The following is a 21,229-nucleotide window of genomic DNA, read 5'->3' as shown; positions in this document are numbered from 1 at the left end:
GAGGGCTGACGAACAATGCGCCGGGCCCTGGAATCAGAGGTGCAAGCGGGTACGACACCCGTCACGCGACCGCCGGCGAGGGCCGTGCCCCGGGTGAGCCGGACAGCCGTCAGGCCGTCCGGGACAGTCCGGAACGCGCAGGTGGCAGGGGTGCTCGGTGTCCGGGACACCCACGGAGCCGTAGGCGCCTTGCGGCCGGCCGGGCAGCTGGTCACCATCGGGCAGCACCATCGCGGCGACATCCCGCCGCATCCTCAAGAGAGGCCAGGAGATGAGGCATTACTGTCCGCCCCGCCCCGACGACGTCTCCGACCCCCGGTCGTTCGTGGACCGCATGCGCGCGCTCAAAGCGTGGTCCGGACTGACCTACCGGGAGATCGCGGCTCGCGCGCACCAGAACGGCGACACGTTGCCGCCCAGTACGCTCGCGGCCGTGCTGGGCCGCGCCACCTTGCCCCGGGAGGACGTGGTCCGGGCGTTCGTGCGGGTCTGTGGAGGCAAGGACGAGACGGACGCCTGGTTACGGGCGCGCAGCAGGATCGCCCGGGCGGCCTGGACACCGGCCGGCCCGGGTGGGGCGCCCGGGCCGGCTCCTGACGACGGTGAGGGCGCCGACGGACGTCGCGAGAGGGCCGGCGCCGCCGTCACGGCGGTGTTCGCCGTCGCCTGTCTGACCTCCTGGTGGTGCGGCAGACGGCTCGGCAGCAGGGACACACGGCGACTCCACGGCCAGGGCACGCATTGAATGGGCTCCTGGTGTCACCGCCGGGGCGTGCCCTCGGGCCGGGGCAGGGACCGAGTCACCACCCCGAGCACGTCGCCGAGCGGGAAGAAGCCCAGCTGGCGTGAGTCCACGCTGGCGGCGGCGTTGTCGCCGAGGAGCACCACGCGGCCCGGCGGCACCCGCTCCTCTCGGCCCTCCGCGAGCGGGGGGACCGACCCGGGCGGCACCGGTTCCCCCGGCACCGCCGCCACCCTCTTCACGATCAGCGGACTGTGCCGGTCCTGCCGCCAGACCGCCGGTGACCGGGGGCGCAGCGCCACCACGACCTGCCCCCGGCGCACCGTGCGGGTACGGCGCACCAGCAGCCGGTCCCCGTGGTGGTGCGTGGGGGTCATGCTCGGCCCGCGCACGGTGACGACGAGCAGGCGGCGGGCGGCGCCCGCCCCGCAGGCCGCGAGGACGGCCAGCGCCACCGCCGTCACCCGGACGTGCCGCCCGCCGGTCACGGTGACACCTCGGTCAGCGCTGCCCCCTCGGACGGCCCGTCGGCGTCGGGCAGGTAGCCCGTGGCCTGGAGTGCGAAGAGCCGCGCGTACTCACCACCGGCCGCGAGCAGCCGCGCGTGGTCCCCGCGTTCGACCACGCGGCCGCCGGAGAGGACGACGATGACGTCGGCGTTGCGGAGAGAGCCCATCCGGTGGGAGATCAGGACGCTGGTCCGGCCCCGGCGGTGCCGGGCGATCGAGGTGTGGATCTCGTACTCGGCCTCGGCGTCAAGGCGCGCCGAGGGTTCGTCGAGGATCATCAGGTCCCGTGTGCCCCGCAGGAAGGCCCGCGCCAGAGCCAGACGCTGGCTCTGGCCGCCGGACAGCAGCACGCCCGACTCGGGGTCGTCCCTGTCTTCCCCCATGAAGAACGTCCTGGTGAGCGGCGTCTGATAGCCCTTCGGCAGCTCCCTGAGGGTGTCGTGCGCCCCGGCCCGCCGCGCGGCCGACACGATCTGCTCCTCGTCGGCGAGCGCGCCCAGGTCGCCCAGCGCGATGTTCTCGGCCGCCGTCAGGTCGTACTGCACGAAGTCCTGGAAGACCGCGGTGATCCGGTCGCGCAGCTCCGCCGGATCGACCTCGCGCAGGTCGACGCCGTCCCACAGGATGGCGCCCCGGGTCGGGTCGTAGAAGCGGCAGAGCAGTTTGACCAGCGTCGTCTTGCCCGCCCCGTTGAGGCCCACCAGGGCCAGCGAACTGCCGTGGGGAATGGTCAGGTCGACGCCCCTGAGGACCCACGGGTGCCGCTCCGAGTACCGGAACCACACGTCGCGCAGCTCGATGCCCCGGCGCAGGGCGGGCAGCGGCCGGGGGTCCGGCGCGAGCACCAGGTCCGGCGGGGCCTCGATCACGTACCGGTAGTGGCTGAAGATCAGCAGCGACTCGCCGGCCCGGGCCGCCTCGTGCGCCAGCGCGGCGAACCCGGACTGGGTCCCGGCGATGGCGGCGACGAGGAGCGTGACGTCACCCGCCGACAACTCGCCCCGGTACGTCCCGCGCACCGCCCACAGCAGACTCCCGCCCGTCATCAGCGAGGCGAGCAGCCCGAGGCCCGACTGCACGGCGACCTCGCGCCGGTCCACGGCTCGGCGGGCGGCGTTGGCCGTCCGCCGCTCGGCGAGCATCCGGTCCCGCAGGAAGCCGCCGATGGCGAAGAGGCGCACCTCCTTGGCCGCCTCGGCGTCCGCCAGGAGACCGCCGTAGAACCACTCCCGCCGCTCCGTCGCCCCGACCCGCCAGGCCACACCCGCCCGCCGGCGGGACAGGGCGATCTCCGCGCAGAGCGTCGGCACCCCGGCGGCGGCCACCAGGACGGTCAGGACCGGGTTCAGCACCAGCAGGGAACCCAGGAAGCCGGTGACCGTGATCGCGGACCGTACCAGGCCGAGTGCCGCGTTCATCACCTGCGCGGGGACGCGGCCGCCGCCCTGCCGGGCCAGCTGCAGCCGGTCCAGGAAGTCCGGGTCCTCGAAGCGGCTCAGGCCGGGGAAGCCCGCCGCCTTCGTGAAGAGCCGGGCGTCAGCGCGGAGTGCGGTACGCCGGTCCACCTCCGTGGACAGGTAGCGGCACACGTGCGGCAGCAGGGCGGCGACGGCGCCGACGACCGTGAGGCCGAGCGCCGGGGCGAGCAGCGCGCTCATCCCCGCGTGCGATCCCAGGTTGTCCAGCACCGACCTGGTCAGCCAGGCCGCGGCGACCGTCAGCAGACCGGCGGCCAGACTGAGCACGCCGTACAGCACGCACGCGACCGGAGCGGCCCCGGCCGCCAGGCCGGCGGCCAGCAGCAGCCCGCTCCGGCGGGCGGGCGCGGACGGATTCATCGCGGGGACGCCTCCCGCGCCAGGTCCACCACATGACCGGTGACGACGGTACGGTCCCCGTCCGAGCGGACGCGCAGGGTCGCGGGGAACGCGTCCACGCGCAGGGCCGCGCACACCGGTCCGCCCTTCGGCTCCACGACGACCCGGGCCACCGGGCTCAGCTCCCGGACGAAGCCCTCGCACTCCCCCGGTTCGCCGACGACGACGGCGAGCGTCCGGTCCAGGCCGCCGGGCTCGGCGCCCGCGTACGCGACGAGTTCGGGCAGCTCCGCCCGGCACGGCTCGCAGCTCGGGGAGAGGAAGGCGATCAGTGCCTCGTCCGGCAGCGAGGACCGGCTGACCGGTGCGCCGTCCACCGCCACGGCGGTGAAGGCGGGCAGTTCCTCTCCGGGGCGCAGCGGCGTCATCCCCCGGCCCGGCGCCCCCGCAGGCCCGGCCGGGCCGTACTCCCGCAGCTTCTTGATCACTCCGATGGTGAGCAGCAGGTCCAGCACGCACAGGATGCCGACGAGCACCACTGCCGAGGTCAGAGCAGCCATCCAGCACCTCTCGGTCACTCAGTCATGGAAGGGGCGACGGGCCGGAACAGACTCACCAGGTCCTCCGCGACGGTGACCAGGCCGCCGGCGACCGCGCCCGCGCACCACGCCACCGCGACCGTCCCCAGGTCCGATCCACCGGCCGGGCCGGTCACCACGGCAGCCGCGCCCGCGCCGGCGACGGCCGCCAGCAGCCCGTTGCGTACGACGTGCGCCCGGCCCAGCGGCGCGGCCGAGCGGCCGAAACACCGGCACCGCACGGTGGTTCCCCTGCCCACCGACCGGGCGACGACCACGGTGAACACCGCGAGGAGCGCGGTGGCCGCCAGCAGACCCGCCAGTGCCGCCGGGGCGTACGGCAGGGTCAGCGCGAGGCAGACGGCGCCCTCCACCGCGACCACCGCGAGGGCCACCGCCCGCACGGCCGGCCCGGACACCGCGGCGAGGGGCCGCAGCGAGTCGGCGAAGGCGGAGAACGCCCCGGCCCTGCCCACCTTGCCGAACACGGCGCTGAGGAACACGGCGGTCAGCAGCCCGCGCACGCCGTATGCGAAGTAGTTCATCGCTGCCTCTCTCGGGGCACAGGGGGGAGGGCACACCGAGCGGTACGCCCTCCCCGGTCACCGGTGCTCCCCCGTCAGCAGGGGTTGACCGACGGCTCGCCGACCCAGTGGCAGTTCCTGCCACTGTTGTCGCAGCACCAGTCCTGCCAGTAGCCCTCCGCGTTGCACCGCACCCTGCACCTCTGCGCGTCCGCGTCAGCGGAGGGGAGGAACCGTTCCAGCAGGGAGGTGCCGAGATTTCCGAGCCTGTTGAGCATGACCACTCCTCGTTTCGACAGCCGGTCCCGGCCCGGTGAGCGGGCGGGATGAACGGTGACGAGTCTGGGAGGGGGTGGGCACCGGTTCAACGCCGGGACGGCGCTCCGACACGTTCCGAACGCGTTCCGAACGCCGGGGGCTGGTGGGAGCGTCTGTCCGGGACGTGTCCGCACGTTCGTTCCGGGCCCTCACGGGGCCTGATCGGCGGCCCGGGTGAGGCGGGCGGCCAGCGCGCGGAGATGGTCGTTGAGTTCCGGCGGGTCGAGGACCTGGAAGTCGACGCCCTTGAGCGCGATGTGCAACGCGATCTCGTCCAGGGTGGCGGCTCCGGTGTGGAACAGGCACGAGTGGTCGTCGTACCGCTCCAGACGGCCGGAGGTCGGGGAGGTGCGCTCGACGAGGGCTTCCCAGGGGCAGTGGAAGAGGATGGTCGCCCGGTAGCGGTAAGGGGCCGAGGACAGTTTGTCGGTGAGGTAGGCGGTCAGGTCCTCGGCGGGGCCGCGGCGGGGGGTGAACCGGGGACCGGACTCCGGGACGGTGTCGATGCGGTCGAGACGGAAGGTGCGCCAGTCGTCGCGCGTCAGGTCGAAGGCCAGCAGATACCAGCGGCGGCCGGTGTGGACCAGACGGTACGGCTCGACGCGGCGTGTCCTGCCCTGGTAACCGAAGCGCACGCCCTCGTGTCCCCGGCACGCGGCGGCCAGCGTGGCCAGCAGGTTCGCGTCCACGGCCGGCCCGGACGCCGTCAGCGGCAGGATCGCCGACTGCATCGCCGCCACCCGGTGCTTCAGCCGCGAGGGCAGGACCTGTTCGAGCTTCGCCAGGGCCCGGAGCGAGGTCTCCTCGATGCCCGCCACCGAGCCGGACGCGGCGGCCCGCAGTCCGACGCTCACGGCGACGGCCTCGTCGTCGTCCAGCAGCAGCGGCGGCAGGGCCGCGCCGACGCCGAGCTGGTAGCCGCCGCCGGGGCCGGCCAGGGACTGCACCGGGTAACCCAGCTCGCGCAGCCGGTCCGCGTCCCGGCGGACGGTGCGCGTCGTCACGCCCAGCTGCTCGGCCAGTTCCCGGCCGGACCAGTCGGGACGGGACTGCAGTAGGGAGAGCAGCCGCAGCAGTCGGGCCGAGGTCTCGAGCATCTGGCTGGAAACTCCTCATCGATCACGCCCGGTCGAGGACAGAACCTGTCCTCGGGGCTCCCTAGTGTCGTTCCTGCCGGCCCCCGAAGGCCGGCCGAACCACAGGCACGCAGAACCACATGCAAGCAGAACCACGGGCACAGCAAGGGAGAACACCATGATCCTCGTCACCGGAGCCACCGGGAACGTCGGCCGTCACGCACTGGAGATGCTGCTCGCACAGGGCCGCGAGGTGCGGGCCATGTCCCGCGAGCCGGAGCGGGCGACGTGGCCGGCCGGAGTACAGACCGTCGCGGCCGATCTGACCGACCCGGCGTCGCTGGCCACCGCCCTGGCGGGGGTCGAGGCGGTGTTCCTGTTCGCCGTCCCCGGCAGCGGACCGGCCTTCGTCGCCGCCGCCGAGGCCGCCGGCGTACGCCGGGTCGTGCTGCTGTCCTCCGGCTCGGTGGACGACGAGGCCGAAGAGCAGGACGGGCCGATCGCCGCCTACCACGCCGAGATCGAGCAGGCGCTGCGGGGCTCCAGCCTGGAATGGACCTTCCTGCGGCCCGACGTGTTCGCCGCCAACACGCTGATGTGGGCGGGGCAGACCAAGAGCGGTGACGTCGTCCGCGGTGCCTACGCCGATGCCACCGCCGCGCCGATCCACGAGGCCGACATCGCCGCCGTGGCCGTGGCCGCGCTCACCGAGGACGGTCACGCCGGGGAGATCTACTGGCTGACCGGCCCTCAGTCGCTGAGCCACGCCGACCAGGCCGACATCATCGGCGATGTGCTCGGGCGCCCCATCACCTACGAGGAGCTGCCCGTCGAGGCGGTGCGCCAGGCGATGAGCGCGCACGTGCCCGGGCCGATCCTCGACGGCATCCTCAAGGTCTGGGCCGACTCGGTCGGCCGGCCCGCCCTGGTCACGGCCGACGTCGAGAAGATCACCGGGCGGACCGCCCGCAGCTACCGCGACTGGGTGTCCGACCACGCCGCCGCGTTCTGACGCGACCGGGTCCCGGAGCGGCCCGCGTCACACCTGCCGCTCCGGGACGTCCACCACCAGCCCGTCGATCGCGTCGGTGACCGGCAGCTGGCAGCTGAGCCGGCTGTTCTCCCGGCGCGGGCAGGCCGTCGTGTGCAGCAGCTCGTCCTCGATGTCGGACACGGCCGGCAGCGTGACCGGGGTGCTGCGGTCGACGTAGACGTGGCAGGTGGCGCACATGGCGCCGCCGCCGCACTCGCCGACGATGCCTTCGACGTGGTTGACGACCGCTCCCCGCATCACGGAGTTCCCCTCGGGGACGTCGAGGGTCGTCGCGGTTCCGTCCGGGCTCCGGTAGGTGATCCTGGCCATGCGTCGTGTCCTTTCTGCGTTCGCGTACGTTGCACGGACCTGCGTCGGCGTACGTTCCACGGGTGCCTGCGGTGCTGTCGCCGCCTCACCATGCCGCGGTGTCCTGGGGAGCCACTGGGGGCTCGATCGAACGCGGCACGCCCCACGCTCCAGGTCGTTTCGAGAGGCTCGCTGGAGCCTGGCCGGTACGTACGGCACTCATGGCCCACAGGAGGACCCATGCCGAAGACCGGCGAGCGGCTGACATGGACGGCCGCAGGACCAGACGAACGCCTGGAGTACGCGACGCTGGAGGTCCCGCTCGACCACAGCGATCCGGACGGCGAGCGGATCTCCCTCGCCGTCAGCCGGCTGCGTGCCAGGAATCCCGCGCGCCGGCGGGGCGTCCTGATCGGGGTGACCGGGGGGCCCGGCGGCGACGGCGGCCTCGGCACCGGCATGCCCTCCCGGCTGGCCGACACCCCCCTGGCGGAGGTGTACGACCTGATCGGCTTCGACCCGCGCGGCACCGGCGCCTCGACGCCGCTGCGCATCGAGGTCACCCCCACCACCGTGCCCTTCGACTCCCGGCCGCCGGACTCGGTGTTCGAGGCGATGGCCGCCGACATGCGGGAGCGCGAGCTGGGCTGCCGTCGGGCCGGCGGCGAGGTACGCCCGCACATCAACACCCGCAACACGGCCCGCGACCTGGACAGCATCCGGGTCGCGCTGGGCGAGGAGAAGCTGAACTTCCTCGGCTACGCGTACGGCAGTTACGTGGGCGCCGTCTACGGGACGATGTTCCCCGAGCACCTGGACCGCAGTGTGCTCGACTCCTGCGTGCATCCCGGCTGGACCTGGCGTCAGCAGTTCCTGGCCCAGGCGCGGGCGGTCCGCGAGAACGTGGACCGGTGGGCCGAGTGGACCGCGCGGCGCGACAACCACTTCGCCCTGGGAACGACGGCCGCGCTGACCGTGGCCGCCGTGGAGGGTGTCGCCGCGGCGCTGGAGGGCCGGCTCGGGGCGGCCGTGCGTACGTCCTTCGACGGCATCGTGGGCGGCCTGGCCACCGACCGTTCGGCGTGGGAGCGGCTGGGTCTGCTGGTCGGGGCGCTGCGGGCCGCGACCGCCGAGGGCGCCGACGAGCGGACGGCCGCGCTGCTGGCCGAACACGCCACGGGCGGCTGGGGAGCACGGGCCAGCGAGCAGTGGCGGCAGAGTGTGCTCGAGGCGGTGACGCTGGAGACGGAGTGGCCGACCGACCTGGAGACCTACTACGCGGACATGCGTACGTGCCGGGAGCGCTACCCCTACGGGCACGGGGTGCTGCGGGCGGCTCCGTGGGTCGGGGCGTTCCGCACCTTCCAGTCGCCCGAGCCGCCGACCGTGCTCGCCCGGGACGGCTATCCGACGGGCCTGGTCGTCCAGGCCGACGGCGATCCGATGGACCACCGCGAGGGCGGTGAGGCCCTGGCGGAACTCCTCGGCCACCGTCTGATCACCGTGGAGGACTCCGGCGACCACGAGGTCTACGTGCTCAGCGGGAGCAATCCGCCCCTGGAGGCGTACGTCGAGCGGTATCTGGTGGACGGGGTGCTGCCGCCGTCCCGGGTGAGTGTGCCCGGTGCGCGTCAGGCGCCGCCCGTTCCCGAGGACGCCTGATCCGAAGGGGAGGGGCCGCCGACCGGCCCCTCCCCTTCGGTGTCACGCGCGCCCGTCAGCGGCGCTTGCCCGCGGGAACGACGTACCTGGCGTAGATCAGCTCGCGCATCACGTCGTCGCCGCCCTCCACGATCGCGACGTAGCGCAGGTCGCGCACCAGCTTCCCGATCGGATGGTCGTGGGTGTAGCCGAGCCCGCCGAACATCTCCGAGCCGGTCGTCGCCACCTGCCAGCCGGCCTGGCCGCAGAACAGCTTGGCGGCGAGGGCCGAGCGCAGGGTGCCGACCCGGTACAGCGCCGCGGCCGGGTTGTCCGCCGCCAGGAAGCGGTCGAACTCGGCCGCCGCCGCCCGGCACTGATGGCGCATGACGTCGATGGTCATCTCGATCTGGCCGAGCTTGGCGGCGAACACGGCGTTCTCCCGCAGCGGAGCGCCCTTGATCCGCTTCTGGGCCGCGTACTCCATGGACAGGTCCCGGATCCGGCGGGCGACCCCGATCGCGGTGGCGGCGATGAGGATGCGGCTGGCGTTCAGGCCGATCTCCAGCAGGCGCAGGCCGTTGCCGCGCAGCCGGCCGGCGGCGGGCACCCGGCAGTCGCGCAGCCGGACCCGGTAGGTGCCCGAGCCCCGGACGCCGAGCATGTCCCAGCGCTTGACGATCTCCACCCCGGGAGTGGCACGGGGCACCGTGATGACGGCGTAGTCGCCGTCGTCTTCGGCGGACCGGGCGAGCACGAGCAGGGTGTCGGCGGGTTCGGAGTTGGTGGAGAAGTACTTCTCCCCGTCGAGCACCAGGTCGTCGCCGTCGCGGCTGTAGGTGGTGGAGGTGCGGTTGAGTTCGCTGCCCGCGTCCTCCTCGCTCCCGAGGATGCCGAGCCGGCCGCCGCTGCGGACGAGGCGCTCCAGTACGGGTCGTGCCACCGCCTCGTCGCCGTGGAGCTGGAGCATCACCGTGCCCAGAACCGGCAGGAAGGAGCCGAACGCGAAGCCGGCGTCGCCGTAGGCCAGTTCGGACACGATGTCCACGCTGTCCTGAAGGGACACCCCGGCGCCGCCGTACGCGGCGGGGATCCACCAGTTGGCCAGCCCGGCCTCGTGCATCCGGGCCGACTCGGCGGTGGGCTGTTCGGGCAGGCCGTCGAAGTACTCGGCCTTGGGCAGCAGCTCCGTGCGGACGAACGCCCGGACCCGGTCCAGCATCTCCGTCGCATCGGCCGTGTCGGTCGTCATGGTGTCCCCCTCACCGGTCCTGGACGAACTCGCGGGCCTTGGCCATGGTGGCCCGGCTGTTCGAGCCCAGCGCGTGCCGCACCGCCTGCCGGGCGTCCGCCAGCGTCGCGGGCGGGTTGGGCAGGGCCTTGATGCCGTCCGGATCGAGGAGGACCTGGTGGTGCGAGGTGATCTTCACGGTGCCTTCCGGGCCCTCCTCGAACCGCCACTCCCCGTTGTGCGCGTGGAGCACCGGCGGCAGGGTGGTCTGCTTGTAGGTGATCCGCCGCAGCGGCTCGCAGACCCGGCCGGACGCCGTGGTGTGCAGCGAGCCGTCCGGGGAGCGGGTGTCCATCTCCATGAACTGCAGCCCGGTCTCCTCCTCGCGGAGTTCGATCCGTGCCACGTGCGGAAGGCGCTCGGGCCACCGGGACGCCTCGTAGATGAAGGCGTACGCCTCCTCGATCGAGCCGGTGACGGTCTCGGTGTCGGCGAAGTCGAACAGCAGCTCCCGCTCCGTGTCCCCTCGCTCGGCCGCCCGCTTGAGGTGCTCCAGTTCCGAGCGGCTGTTGGTGTCGACGGCCCGGGTGATGCGCTCATGGGCCACCGGGTCGCCGTCGACCGCCCGGTAGAAGTGGTCGAGCTCCACCGTGCAGCCGCCGTCGCCCCGCTCGGTGATCCGCCAGGTGCCGCCCATGGCCGCGACCGGCTCGCGCGGCTGGATCTGTTCGAACTCGATCCGGAACGCGACGGGGTCCAGCCGGCGCCGCGACTCCCAGGTGCGCAGCTCGCCGTTGGCCAGCGCCCAGATCCGGATCCGCTCGTCGGTCTCGTCGCCGCCGGTCCGCTCGGCCCGCACGGTGGGCGGGAAGTACAGCGGCCACAGGCCCACTTCGGCGACGATCCGGTAGACCGCCGTCGCCGGGGCCGCTACCTCGATGCGGTGGGTCACTTCGGTCGTGCCGTCGATGGTGCCGGTTACGGCGTCGCGTGCCATCACGCGCCCTCCAGTCCTGAGATGAACTTGACAAGTGCCTGCGGCGTCGGGTGGTCCAGTACGACGCCGGCGGGGAGCCGCAGCCCGGTCGCGGCGGTGAGCCGGTTGCGCAGGTCGACGCTGAGCAGCGAGTCGAAGCCGAGTTCCTTGAAGGAGTCCTCGGGGCCGACCGCGGACGGTTCGAGGTAGCCCAGCACCTCGGCGGTGTGGGTACGGACGAGCCGCATGAGGTCGTCGCCCCCCGAGGACTCCGCCGCGGCGGGCGCGGGGGCGGCAGCGGGCGCGGGTGCCGGTGCCGGTGCCGGTGTGACAGCCGGCGCGGGCGCCGGTGCGGAGGGCGTGCGGGGTGTGTCCGTCCGGGGAAGGTCCGGGAGGTCCGGGAGGTCCCCGAGCAGACGGGCCGCACGGCTCCCGGGCAGCAGCTCGTCCGCGGCGAGCCGCAGCGGCACCCGGACCGGCGCGGGCGAGGCCAGGTTCTCGAAGAGGAGCCGCATCCCGTCCCGGCTGTCCAGCGGGGCGATCCCGATCCGGGCCAGCGCGGCGGTGTCGGCCTCGGTCAGATGGCCGGTCATCCCGGTGGGCAGCCGCCACAGGCCCCATGCCAGCGACGTCGCCTCCAGACCCCGCGCCCGGCGGTACTGCGCGAGGGCGTCCAGGTAGGTGTTGGCCGCGGCGTAGTTCGCCTGGCCCGGGTTGCCGAGCACCCCGGCCACCGAGGAGAACAGCACGAACGCCGACAGGTCCAGGTGCTCGGTGAGCCGGTGCAGATGCCAGGCTCCGGCGACCTTGGGCCGCAGCACCGCCCGGAGCTGGACCGGCGTGAGCCCGGTGACCAGCCCGTCGCGCAGCACCCCGGCGGTGTGGAAGACGCTGCCGGGCTCGTACTCGGCGACGACCTTCGCGACGGCGTCGGCGTCGGTGACGTCGCAGGCCACCACGGACACCTGGGCGCCGTACGCGGTCAGTTCCCCGCTCAGCTCGGCCGCGCCCTCGGCGCCCGGCCCGCTCCGGCTCACCAGCACCAGATGCCGGGCGCCGCGCTCGGTGACCAGGTGCCGGGCCAGCTCGGCGCCGAGACCGCCGGTCCCGCCGGTGATCAGCGTCGGGCGCAGCGGATCGTAGGAGCGCGGCATGGTCAGCACGAGCTTGCCCTGGTGGCGGGCCCGGCTGAGCATGCGCAGCGGCACGCGGCCGTCCCGGACGTCCCAGGTGCGCACCGGCAGGTGGACCAGGGCGCCCGTCTCGAACAGGGCGACGAGTTCCTCCAGGACCTCGCTGATCCGGTCCGGCTCGACGCCCAGGATGTTGTACGCCCGGTAGGTGATCCCGGGGTGCTCGGCCTCGGTCGCGGCCACGTCACGCAGATCGGTCTTGCCCATCTCGGCGAACCGGCCGCCCGGCGCCAGCAGGCCGAGGGAGAGGTCGAGGGCCTTGCCCGACAGCGAGTTCAGTACGACGTCCACGCCCCGGCCGCCGGTGACGGCCCGGAACTCGTCGGCGAAGTCGAGCGTGCGGGAGGAGGCGATGTGGTCGTCGGCCACGCCCCAGGCGCGCAGCGTCGCCTGCTTGTCGGGGCGGGCGGTGGCGAACACGTCGGCGCCCAGGTGCCGGGCGAGCTGGAGCGCCGCGAGACCGACGCCGCCGGTCGCGGTGTGGATCAGCACCTTGTCGCCCGGCCGGGTGCCGGCCACGTCGACGAGGCACTGGTAGGCGGTGATGAACACGATGGGCACGCCGGCCGCCTGGCCGAAGCTCCAGCCGTCCGGGAGCGGCTTGACCATGCGTTCGTCGGCAACGGCCACCGGGCCCAGCGATCGCTCGAACATCCCGAACACCCGGTCGCCGGCCGCGAAGCGGGTCACCTCGGCGCCGACCTCCGTGATCACGCCCGCGCCTTCGCTGCCCATGGTCTTCTCGGTGGCGACGAGGCCGAGACCGACGGTGATGTCACGGAAGTTGAGCCCGGCCGCGCGTACCTCGATCCGCACCTGACGGGGGCCCAGCTCGGCCTCGGCCTCGGGGTGTTCGATGAGCGCGAGGTCGTCGAGGGTGCCCTTGGTGGTGACGTCGAGCCGCCAGGCCCGGCTTCCGGCCGGGGGCCGCAGCCCGCTCTCGCGGGCGGTCCGCAGCCGCGGCCGGTACAGCCGCCCCGCCCTCAGGGCCACCTCGGGCTCACCGCTGGCGAGCGCCTGCGGCAGGGCCCGCAGGGACGCCGGGTCCTCGTCGACGTCGATCAGCACGAAGGTGTCGGGGTGCTCGGCCTGCGCCGAGCGCACCAGTCCGGTGACCGCCGAGGCGGCCAGGTCGCGGACGGGTTCGCGGTCGGAGACGGCGAGCGCGCCACGGGTGACCACGGCGAGCCGCGAGGCGGTGAACCGGGAGTCGGCGCGCCAGCTCTGCACCAGGTCGGCGGCGGCGAGGGCCAGCCGCTCGGCATGGGCCGGGGAGCCGTCCGCGCCCGGGGCGGAGCCGAGCGGGGCCACCACGATTCCCGGTGCCGGGAGCGTCACCGACTCCAGGTCGGGGAAGTCCGGCCGGTCCCACAGGTCGCCCGCGCCCACCGTCACCCACTCGTCGGGGCCGGGCGTGTCCGCGCCGCGCAGCCGCTCCCACGCCGGTTCGAGGCTGACGCCCCGGTCTTCGGCGGGCAACGGCCGCAGCGCCAGCGACCGCACCGCGCCGACGAACCGGTCCTGGCCGTCGAAGAGGGTCAGGGACAGATCGTCTCCGTCGGGCGACGCGTGCACGCGCAGGGTCCGGGTGTCGGTGGGAAGCAGGACGGTGTCACGCCAGGCGAACGGCACCAGCAGGCCCGCGCCGGCCTGGAGCACGGCCGGGTGCAGGGCCGCGTCGAGCAGGGCCGGGTGCGCGGTGGCGAAGTCGCCCTGGTCCGCGTCGGGCAGGGCCACCTCGGCGAGGATCTCCGTACCGCGCGTCCACAGTCCGCGCAGTCCGGCGAAGGCCGGGCCGTAGTGGTAGCCGCGCCGGGCGAGCCGCTCGTAGGCGTCGGTGAGGTCGACCGGGGAGGCGCCGTCGGTGGACCAGCGTGCGGGCGGGGCGGCCGGCGCGGGGTCGCGGCCGGCCAGCGCGCCCGTGGCGTGCTGCACCCAGCCGCCGTCGGGCTGGCGCGAATGCAGGGTCAGGGACCTGCGTCCGGCGGTGTCCTCGGGTTCGAGGACGATCCGCAGATCTGCCGCCCCCTGCTCGGGCAGCGGCAGCGGCACGCTGAGGGTGAGGTCGGCCACGACGGGGCGGCCGATCCGTTCGCCGACCTCGCCGAGCAGGGACAGGAACACGGTCGCCGGCACCAGCGCGGCCCCCCGGACCACATGGTCGGCCAGCCACGGGTACCGCTCGCGGTCGACGGACGCGGTGACGACGGTCTGGCCGGAGGGCAGCTCGGTCGGCGCCGTGGTGAACGCGCCGCCGTCACCGGTTCCGGCGGACGGTGCGGTCACCCAGAACCGGGTGCGGTCGAACTGGAAGGACGGCAGGTCGATCTGACGGCCCGCGGGCTGCAGCGGGGCGAGGTCCACCGGCCCGACGGAGTCGGGCAGGGTCACGGCCGACGCCAGGAACTGGCCCGCACCGCCGCTGTCCCGGCGCAGGGTGCCGAGCACGGTGCCGGTCGCCCCGGCCGCGTCCAGGACCTCCTGGACCCCGAAGGTCAGCACGGGGTGCGGGCTGACCTCGATGAAGGTCCGGTGCCGTCGCTCCACCAGCCCCCGCAGCACCGGCTCGAACCGCACGGTGTTGGTCAGGTTGTCGCACCAGTACTGCGCGTCCATCTCCGCGGTGTCGATGACGGTGCCGGTCAGCGTCGAATGGAGCTTGATGTCCGAGGAGCGCGGGGAGATCCCGGCCAGGTCGGTGAGCAGGCGGTCCTCGAGCCGCTCCATCGCCTCGGTGTGCGACGCGTAGTCGACCTCGATGCGCCGGGCGTCGATGCCCTGGCGTTCGCAGCGGGCCAGCAGATCGGTGAGGCCCGCGACGTCCCCGGCGACGACGGTCGAGGTCGCGGAGTTGACCGCCGCGACGCTCACCCCGTCCACGCTGTTGAGCAGCCGCTCGGTCTCCTCGGCGCCCAGCAGGACGGACGCCATCCCGCCGGCGGGCGCGAGCTGCGCCAGGGCCTGGCTGCGCAGGGCCACCACCCGGCAGGCGTCGGCGAGGCTGAGCGCACCGGCCACATGGGCCGCGGCGATCTCTCCCTGGGAGTGGCCGACGACCGCGGCGGGCCGGACACCGACCGACTTCCACAGCGCGGCCAGCGACACCATCATCGAGAACAGCGCGGGCTGGACGACGTCGACCCGTTCCAGCCCCTCGCCGCGCAGCGCGTCGGTCAGCCGCCAGCCGCACAGCGGGACCAGCTCCTCCGCGCAGGCCTCCATGGCGGCGCGGAAGACCGCCGACTCCTCCATGAGGGCGAGACCCATGCCGCGCCACTGCGATCCCTGCCCGGGGAAGACGAAGACCGGCCCGGCCAGGTCGCGGTACGACTCGGTGCGCAGCACGGTCGGCGACTGGTAGCGCCCGGGCGTCCTCGGCAGCGGGGCGTCGGAGGCCAGCGACTCCAGTCCGGTCAGCAGGTCTTCGCGGCTGTCGGCGATCACGATGCCGCGCTGCCGGAACCCGCTGCGGGCGCGCAGGGTGTGCGCCACGTCCTCGGGCGCGTCCTGCGGTGCTCGGCCGACGTGGTCGGCGAGGGCCCCGGCCTGGGCGCGCAGCGAGTCGGCGTGCGGGGCGGACAGGGCCCACACCAGCGGTGTCGTCGCGCCGGCGGCGGGTTCCCGCTCGGGCTCGGGCTCGGCCTCCTCGATCACCAGGTGGGCGTTGGACCCGCTGATCCCGAACGAGGAGACGCCGGCCCGCCGTGGTCCGTTCCCCCGCTCCCACGGGCGCGCCTGCGTCAGCAGCGCGAGGCCGCTGCGGTCCCAGTCGATGTGGTGGGTGGGCCGGGAGATGTGCAGCGTGGCGGGCAGGACACCGGCGCGCAACGCCTCCACCATCTTGATCACACCGCCGACGCCCGCCGCGGCCTGGGCGTGCCCGATGTTCGACTTCAGCGAGCCCAGCCAGAGCGGCCGGTCGGCATCGCGGCCCTGGCCGTAGACGGCGGACAGTGCCCGCGCCTCGATGGGGTCGCCGAGTTCGGTGCCGGTGCCGTGCGCCTCGACCACGTCGACGTCGTGCGGGTCGAGTCCGGCCTGGCTCAGGGCCTGCCGGATGACGTCCTCCTGGGCCGCCCGGTTGGGCGCGGTGAGTCCGTTGCTCCCGCCGTCCGAGTTGGTGGCGGTGCCCCGGACCACGGCGAGGACCCGGTGGCCGCGCGCGCGGGCGTCCGAGAGGCGCTCCAGCAGCAGCAGTCCGGCGCCCTCCGCCCAGGCGGTGCCGTCCGCGTCGTCGGAGAAGGGACGGCAGCGCCCGTCGGCGGAGAGTCCGCCCTGCCGGGTGAAGTCGACGAACATGCCGGGCGTCGACATCACCGCGACCCCGCCGGCCAGCGCCAGGTCGCACTCGCCGGCGCGCAGCGCCCGCACGGCCAGGTGTACGGCGACCAGCGAGGACGAGCACGCCGTGTCCACCGTGAGGGCCGGGCCGCGCAGTCCGAAGTAGTAGGCGATGCGCCCTGAGGCGACGCTGGTCGAGCTGCCGGTGATGCGGTAGCCGCCGGCGCCCTGGTTGTCCTCGTGCAGGCGCGGCCCGTACTCCTGGGCCATCGCCCCGACGAACACGCCGGTGTTGCTGCCCGTCAGGGCGTCCCGGCTCAGGCCGGCCCGCTCGAAGGTCTCCCAGGCTGTCTCCAGCAGCACCCGCTGCTGGGGGTCCATTCCCTCCGCCTCACGGGGCGAGATGCCGAAGAACTTGGCGTCGAAGCGGTCGGCGTCGTCGAGGAAGCCGCCGCGGGTGGTGCTGGAGCGGCCGTCGGCGAGGTCCGCCGCACGCCAGCCGCGGTCGGTCGGGAAGGAGGACGTCGCGTCGCGGCCGTCCGCGACCAGCTGCCACAGGTCCGCGGGCGTACGCACACCGCCCGGGTAGCGGCAGCCCATGGCCACGACGGCGACGGCTTCCTGGTCACCGTCCAGTGGTCCGGTCTGGGGAGTCATCGAAACTCGTGACCTTTCGTGTCGTCCGCCCGGAGCGCCTCGATGAGCGCCGCCGGAGTGGGGTGGTCGAACAGCAGGGTCGTCGGCAGGACACGGCCGATGGCCCTGCCGACGGCGGTACGCAGCGCCACGGCCATGCGGGAGTCCAGACCGAGGTCGGTGAAGGTGGCGTCGAGATCGAGGTCGGCGCCGGGTGCCCGGCCGAGGATCTCGGCGGTGAGGTCGAGGACCAGGTCCAGCGGGTCTCCGGACCACGGGGGCGGGGAGCCGGAGCCCTCGGAGCCGGAGCCCTCGGTGGCGGGGCCGGTGGGCGTCGCCGTGTCCAGCCAGTACGGGCGCCGCTGGAAGGCGTACAGCGGCAGACCGGCCGGCCGGGCCCGCGGGCCGTAGACCGCGAGCCAGTCCACCGGCTTGCCCAGCACGAAGGCGGCACCCGCCGTCGCGGCGGCCGTGCCGGGCTCGTTCCCGGCTGCCGGCCCCGCCGTCGGCTCCGTTCCCGGCCGGCCCGTGAGGAGCGTCACCCCGTCGGGGGAGGTTCCGTCGGCCAGCTCCCGGAGCCGGGTGACCAGTTCCGCGGGCGCGGAGGCGATGACAGCGGCGCGTACGGGCAGGGCCGCGCGGGTCGTCGCGGAGGCGAGGCCGAGGTCGCGGAGGTCCACCTCGTCGTGGCGCTCCACCTGGTCGGCCAGCCGGGCCGCCTGGGCCCGAAGCGCCGCGTCGGTGTGCCCGGAGAGCAGCACGGGCACCGGCTCGTCGGACACCGGCGTACGGGACGCCGGTGCGGCGGCCTCCGGCCGGGGCGCCTCGCCGAGCACGGCGTGGGCGTTCGTGCCGCCGAGGCCGAAGGACGAGACGCCGCAGACCAGCGGCCCCTCGTCGGCCGGCCAGGTCCGCCGTCGGGTGCTGACGCGCAGCCGCAGCCCGTCGAGGTCGATGTCGGGGTTGGGCCGCCGGTGGTTGAGGGTCGGCGGGAGTTCGCGGTGGAAGAGGCTCGCCGCGGTCTTGATCAGTCCGGCGATGCCGGCCGCGCCCTCCAGGTGCCCGATGTTGGTCTTCACCGAGCCGACCAGCAGCGGCCGGTCCGCGGGCCGGCCCCGGCCGAGGACACCGCCGAGGGCTCGGGCCTCCACCGGGTCGCCGGCCTTGGTGCCGGTGCCGTGCAGTTCCACGTACGCGACCCCGGCCGGATCCACGCCGGCCCGGCGGTAGGCCTCGGCCAGCATGTTCTGCTGGGCGGCCTGGGTGGGGGTGGTCAGGCTGGCGCCGCCGCCGTCGTTGTTGACGGCGGTGGCCAGCACGGTGCAGTACACCCGGTCCCCGGCGGCGACGGCTGCCTCCAGCGGCTTGAGCACGAGGACGCCGGCGCCCTCGCCTCGTACGATCCCGTCGGCACCGGCGTCGAAGGTGTGGCAGCGGCCGGTCGGCGACATCGCCCCGAGCTCCTCGATCAGCCGGTCGCCCGTCGGGGTCAGGTTGAGCTGGACGCCCGCGACGACCGCGGTCGTGCACTCCCCGCGCCGCAGACTGCCCAGTGCCTGGTCGAGAGCGGTCAGCGAGGAGGACTGGCCGGTGTCGACGACCGTGCTGGGGCCGGTGAAGCGGAAGAAGTAGGAGAGGCGGTTGGCGAGGAAGGTCCGTGCCGTGCCGGTCATGGTGTAGGCGTCCACCGCTGCGGACATACGGCTCATCAGCGCGTAGTCGTCCGAGCAGGATCCGACGAAGACGCCCGTCGCCCCGCCGGCCGTGGGCGGGATGCGCGCGTCCTCCAGGGCGTGCCAGCACAGTTCGAGCAGCAGGCGCTGCTGCGGGTCCATCAGGGCGGCCTCGTGCGGCGAGATCCCGAACAGCTCCGCGTCGAAGAGCTCGACGTCGCGCAGGTATCCGCCGGGACGGCGGCCGTCGCGCAGGCCCGTACCCGGGCCGATGGCATCGCCGCCCCGGCGCAGCATCCGCCAGAAGCCGTCGAGATCGTCGGCGCCGGGGAAGCGGCAGGCCATGCCCACCACGGCCACGGGCTCCCCGGACGCACCGGTCATGTGGATCACCTCAGTCATGTCGGTCCTGTCGGCTGTGTCGGTGGCCGGGTCAGTCATGCCGGTCTCCGGCGGCGACCAGGGCGAGCCGGCGCCGCACCTCGTCGACGGCCTCGCGGTCGTCGCGGTCTCCCGGCACCAGTGGCTGGACGAAGCTGCGCTTGGCGATGACCCGGGGCTGGCGGCGGGCCAGCCGGCTGAGGCCGTCGCCCGGACCGGCCTCCAGCAGCAGGCAGTCGTGCGCGGCGAGCAGGGCGGTGAGCGCCGGTGCGAAGTACACGGTGCGGGCTGCCTGCCAGGCCCAGAAGTCGGGGTCCAGCGCTTCCTTCTCGGCGAGCAGGCCTCGCGTGTAGGCGGAGTAGAAGGGGAAGTCCGGCCGTCGCCACGGCACCGCGCGGAACCCGGGCAGGGTCGCGCGTACGGCGTCGTCGACCGCGGGGCTGTGGAAGGCCTGCCGGGCCAGCACCTGGCGGCAGATGACACCCCGTCCGTCCAGCTCCCGGGCCGCCCGGTCCAGGGGTTCGCGCTCCCCGGCGAGCAGGAGCTGGCGGGTGGCGTTCACCGCGGCCAGGTGCACCTCCTCGCCGAGCAGGTCGGCGACGTCGTCGGTGGTCGCCGCGACGGCCAGCATCCCGCCGGGCGGGGTGTCGGCGAAGTGCACGACCCGCTCACGCATCAGGCGTACGCCGTCGTCGAAACCGAGAATCCCGGCCAGGGTCGCCGCGGCGAACTCCCCGACGCTGTGCCCGAGCAGCGCCGCCGGGCGCACGCCCCAGCCGAGCACCATCCGCCCCAGGGCGTGGTTCACGGCGTAGAGCAACGGCTGGGCCACCGTCACGTCGTCGTACTCCGCCGACGGCACCTCGGCGAGCCATTCCCGCCGTAGCCGCGGACCGTCCTGTCCCAGGAGCCGGAACGCCTCGTCCATCCAGAAGGTGAACGTCGAGTCGTGCTCGTACAGACCCGCGGCCATGCGTGGGTACTGCGCACCCTGGCCGGGGAAGACGAGTGCGACCGGCAGATGCGGCTGTTGCGCTGTGAGCGACATCCGGTTGCCGTCCTTTCCGTCTTTCCTCGCTGCCGCAATATGAGTCAGGGGATTCGACGTTCACCTGAGCCCCGATCGAGAACCGGGAACAAGATCCGGCTCCGTCTGGATTTGAGCCACCCCCGAGCGGTACCGGGCAGGCTCGACGGCTGAATGCCGTCGGGTGGAGGGGAAAAGTGGTGCCAGAAAAAGAGGTATTCGTTTCCGGGGTGGGACTTCATCTGCCGCCGGCCATGCCGGCCGAGGAGGCGGTCCGGCAGGGGCTGACCGACGAATGGACCGTGCGGCGCACCCGGATGCGGTCGGTGTGCGTCGGCTCGGAGGCCGGTCCGCAGATGGCGGTCAGGGCCGCACGGGAGGCACTGCGCCACGCGGACGCCGCGCCCCATGACATTGACCTGGTCCTGCACGCCAGCAGCTACTTCCAGGGGTACGACCTGTGGGCGCCCGCCTCGTACGTGCAGCGCGAGGCCGTCGGCAACTCGTGCCTGTCGCTGGCCGTCGAGCAGCTGTCCAACGGCGGGATGGCCGCCCTGGAGCTCGCGGTGGCCTATCTGCGCGCGGACGCCCGCCGCCACAGTGCCCTCGTGACGACCGGCGACCGGTTCTGCCTGCCGGGGATCGACCGGTGGACCACGGACCCGGGGACCGTGCTCGGGGACGGCGGCACCGCGATCGTGCTGTCCACGGCGGGCGGTTTCGCGCTGCTCCGCAGTCTGGTGACGGTGTCCGACCCGACCCTGGAGAAGATGGGGCGGGGCGACGATCCCTTCGCCACGACCCCGCTGGAGACCAGGACCCCGATCAGCGTGGAGGAGCCCCGCGCCCGCCTGGTGAAGGAGATGGGCATGTCGGAGCTGATCGACCGGCTGCACACCGGACAGCGGGCGGCTTTCGAACAGGCCCTGCTCGAGGCGGACGCGAAGCAGGAGGACCTCGACTGGACGGTGCTGCCCCACCTCGGCCGCGCGAAGATGGACTTCCAGTTCTTCTCGGCGCTGGACCTCGATCCGGAGCGGACCACGTGGCCCTGGGGCTCGGGGGTCGGCCACCTCGGCGCGGGCGACATGTTCGCCGGGCTCGCCCATCTGACGCGGACCGGTGCCCTGCGCCCGGGCCAGACGGGCGCGCTGGTCAGCGCGGGCGGCGGCTTCGCCTGGACGGTGGCCGTCCTGGAGATCCTGACCGCGGCGTGAGGGGCCCGGCACGCAAGCCCCAGAGGGGTGTCCCTCTGGGGCTTGCGTGCCGGACGCCACGTCCGCG

The 21,229-nt window shown here is 73.9% G+C and carries 16 protein-coding genes; 4 read left to right on the top strand and 12 right to left on the bottom strand.

Features of this window, described 5'->3' with window-relative positions:
• Positions 1–271 precede the first annotated feature (271 nt).
• A complete protein-coding gene (locus ABZ937_RS19755) occupies positions 272–745 on the top strand; it encodes a helix-turn-helix transcriptional regulator (RefSeq protein ID WP_361693461.1) in 474 nt (157 codons plus the stop codon).
• 14 nt (positions 746–759) lie between these two features.
• Here ABZ937_RS19755 and ABZ937_RS19750 read toward each other — a convergent pair whose 3' ends face one another.
• The 6 genes from ABZ937_RS19750 to ABZ937_RS19725 form a co-directional block, all read right to left on the bottom strand.
• Positions 760–1,230, bottom strand: a complete 471-nt coding sequence (locus ABZ937_RS19750; RefSeq protein WP_361693459.1) for a S26 family signal peptidase — start codon at positions 1,228–1,230, stop codon at positions 760–762.
• Positions 1,227–3,089 (bottom strand): ABC transporter ATP-binding protein, encoded by a 1,863-nt coding sequence (locus tag ABZ937_RS19745; protein ID WP_361693457.1) that lies wholly within the window; start codon positions 3,087–3,089, stop codon positions 1,227–1,229. The genes ABZ937_RS19750 and ABZ937_RS19745 overlap by 4 nt, the downstream gene beginning before the upstream one ends.
• The gene (locus ABZ937_RS19740; protein ID WP_361693455.1) at positions 3,086–3,628 is read right to left on the bottom strand and encodes a hypothetical protein; all 543 of its coding nucleotides are present in this window, start codon (positions 3,626–3,628) and stop codon (positions 3,086–3,088) included. Before ABZ937_RS19740 ends, ABZ937_RS19745 begins: the two co-directional genes overlap by 4 nt.
• Before the next feature lie 14 nt (positions 3,629–3,642).
• A complete protein-coding gene (locus ABZ937_RS19735) occupies positions 3,643–4,191 on the bottom strand; it encodes a MauE/DoxX family redox-associated membrane protein (RefSeq protein ID WP_361693453.1) in 549 nt (182 codons plus the stop codon).
• 74 nt (positions 4,192–4,265) lie between these two features.
• Complete coding sequence (locus ABZ937_RS19730) at positions 4,266–4,448, bottom strand: hypothetical protein (protein ID WP_361693451.1); 183 nt, start codon at positions 4,446–4,448, stop codon at positions 4,266–4,268.
• A 189-nt stretch (positions 4,449–4,637) separates the two neighbouring features.
• Positions 4,638–5,585, bottom strand: coding sequence for a WYL domain-containing protein (locus ABZ937_RS19725; protein WP_361693449.1), 948 nt, complete (start codon positions 5,583–5,585; stop codon positions 4,638–4,640).
• 157 nt (positions 5,586–5,742) lie between these two features.
• Here ABZ937_RS19725 and ABZ937_RS19720 point away from each other — a divergent pair, with 157 nt between their 5' ends.
• Positions 5,743–6,576 carry an NAD(P)H-binding protein gene (locus ABZ937_RS19720; protein ID WP_361693447.1) on the top strand — a complete coding sequence of 278 codons (834 nt, stop codon included), beginning with the start codon at positions 5,743–5,745 and terminating at the stop codon, positions 6,574–6,576.
• Between the two features lie 27 nt (positions 6,577–6,603).
• Here ABZ937_RS19720 and ABZ937_RS19715 read toward each other — a convergent pair whose 3' ends face one another.
• The gene (locus tag ABZ937_RS19715) at positions 6,604–6,927 is read right to left on the bottom strand and encodes a 2Fe-2S iron-sulfur cluster-binding protein (protein ID WP_361693445.1); all 324 of its coding nucleotides are present in this window, start codon (positions 6,925–6,927) and stop codon (positions 6,604–6,606) included.
• A 219-nt stretch (positions 6,928–7,146) separates the two neighbouring features.
• Here ABZ937_RS19715 and ABZ937_RS19710 point away from each other — a divergent pair, with 219 nt between their 5' ends.
• Entirely contained in the window at positions 7,147–8,568 is a 1,422-nt protein-coding gene (locus ABZ937_RS19710) for an alpha/beta fold hydrolase (protein ID WP_361693443.1), read from the top strand.
• A gap of 55 nt (positions 8,569–8,623) precedes the next feature.
• On the opposite strand, the gene ABZ937_RS19705 is transcribed toward ABZ937_RS19710, so the two are convergent.
• From ABZ937_RS19705 to ABZ937_RS19685, 5 genes are read right to left on the bottom strand one after another with little or no spacing between them, the layout of a single operon-like run.
• The gene (locus ABZ937_RS19705; RefSeq protein ID WP_361693441.1) at positions 8,624–9,799 is read right to left on the bottom strand and encodes an acyl-CoA dehydrogenase family protein; all 1,176 of its coding nucleotides are present in this window, start codon (positions 9,797–9,799) and stop codon (positions 8,624–8,626) included.
• Positions 9,800–9,809: 10 nt separating this feature from the next.
• Positions 9,810–10,775 (bottom strand): aromatase/cyclase, encoded by a 966-nt coding sequence (locus tag ABZ937_RS19700; protein WP_361693439.1) that lies wholly within the window; start codon positions 10,773–10,775, stop codon positions 9,810–9,812.
• Positions 10,775–16,885: a type I polyketide synthase gene (locus ABZ937_RS19695; RefSeq protein WP_361693437.1), complete on the bottom strand. Its 6,111-nt coding sequence runs from the start codon at positions 16,883–16,885 to the stop codon at positions 10,775–10,777. Before ABZ937_RS19695 ends, ABZ937_RS19700 begins: the two co-directional genes overlap by 1 nt.
• Positions 16,882–18,939 carry a beta-ketoacyl synthase N-terminal-like domain-containing protein gene (locus ABZ937_RS19690; protein ID WP_361693435.1) on the bottom strand — a complete coding sequence of 686 codons (2,058 nt, stop codon included), beginning with the start codon at positions 18,937–18,939 and terminating at the stop codon, positions 16,882–16,884. Before ABZ937_RS19690 ends, ABZ937_RS19695 begins: the two co-directional genes overlap by 4 nt.
• A gap of 31 nt (positions 18,940–18,970) precedes the next feature.
• Complete coding sequence (locus ABZ937_RS19685; RefSeq protein WP_361693433.1) at positions 18,971–19,966, bottom strand: acyltransferase domain-containing protein; 996 nt, start codon at positions 19,964–19,966, stop codon at positions 18,971–18,973.
• Between the two features lie 209 nt (positions 19,967–20,175).
• On the opposite strand from ABZ937_RS19685, the gene ABZ937_RS19680 reads away from it, so the two are divergent.
• Complete coding sequence (locus tag ABZ937_RS19680; protein ID WP_361693431.1) at positions 20,176–21,162, top strand: ketoacyl-ACP synthase III family protein; 987 nt, start codon at positions 20,176–20,178, stop codon at positions 21,160–21,162.
• Positions 21,163–21,229: the final 67 nt, after the last annotated feature.

Source organism: Streptomyces sp. NPDC046727 (genome assembly GCF_040645635.1).
In the GTDB taxonomy this organism is placed as follows: Bacteria; Actinomycetota; Actinomycetes; order Streptomycetales; family Streptomycetaceae; genus Streptomyces.
Note: the sequence above shows the minus strand (reverse complement) of the source record. Positions and strands in the feature narration are given on the sequence as shown.

Coding starts and splice junctions, on each gene's coding strand:
- ABZ937_RS19755 (WP_361693461.1), top strand. CDS start 272: ATGAGGCATTACTGTCCGCCCCGCCCCGACGACGTCTCCGACCCCCGG.
- ABZ937_RS19745 (WP_361693457.1), bottom strand. CDS start 3,089: ATGAATCCGTCCGCGCCCGCCCGCCGGAGCGGGCTGCTGCTGGCCGCC.
- ABZ937_RS19740 (WP_361693455.1), bottom strand. CDS start 3,628: ATGGCTGCTCTGACCTCGGCAGTGGTGCTCGTCGGCATCCTGTGCGTG.
- ABZ937_RS19735 (WP_361693453.1), bottom strand. CDS start 4,191: ATGAACTACTTCGCATACGGCGTGCGCGGGCTGCTGACCGCCGTGTTC.
- ABZ937_RS19730 (WP_361693451.1), bottom strand. CDS start 4,448: ATGCTCAACAGGCTCGGAAATCTCGGCACCTCCCTGCTGGAACGGTTC.
- ABZ937_RS19725 (WP_361693449.1), bottom strand. CDS start 5,585: ATGCTCGAGACCTCGGCCCGACTGCTGCGGCTGCTCTCCCTACTGCAG.
- ABZ937_RS19720 (WP_361693447.1), top strand. CDS start 5,743: ATGATCCTCGTCACCGGAGCCACCGGGAACGTCGGCCGTCACGCACTG.
- ABZ937_RS19715 (WP_361693445.1), bottom strand. CDS start 6,927: ATGGCCAGGATCACCTACCGGAGCCCGGACGGAACCGCGACGACCCTC.
- ABZ937_RS19710 (WP_361693443.1), top strand. CDS start 7,147: ATGCCGAAGACCGGCGAGCGGCTGACATGGACGGCCGCAGGACCAGAC.
- ABZ937_RS19705 (WP_361693441.1), bottom strand. CDS start 9,799: ATGACGACCGACACGGCCGATGCGACGGAGATGCTGGACCGGGTCCGG.
- ABZ937_RS19700 (WP_361693439.1), bottom strand. CDS start 10,775: ATGGCACGCGACGCCGTAACCGGCACCATCGACGGCACGACCGAAGTG.
- ABZ937_RS19695 (WP_361693437.1), bottom strand. CDS start 16,885: ATGACTCCCCAGACCGGACCACTGGACGGTGACCAGGAAGCCGTCGCC.
- ABZ937_RS19690 (WP_361693435.1), bottom strand. CDS start 18,939: ATGACTGAGGTGATCCACATGACCGGTGCGTCCGGGGAGCCCGTGGCC.
- ABZ937_RS19685 (WP_361693433.1), bottom strand. CDS start 19,966: ATGTCGCTCACAGCGCAACAGCCGCATCTGCCGGTCGCACTCGTCTTC.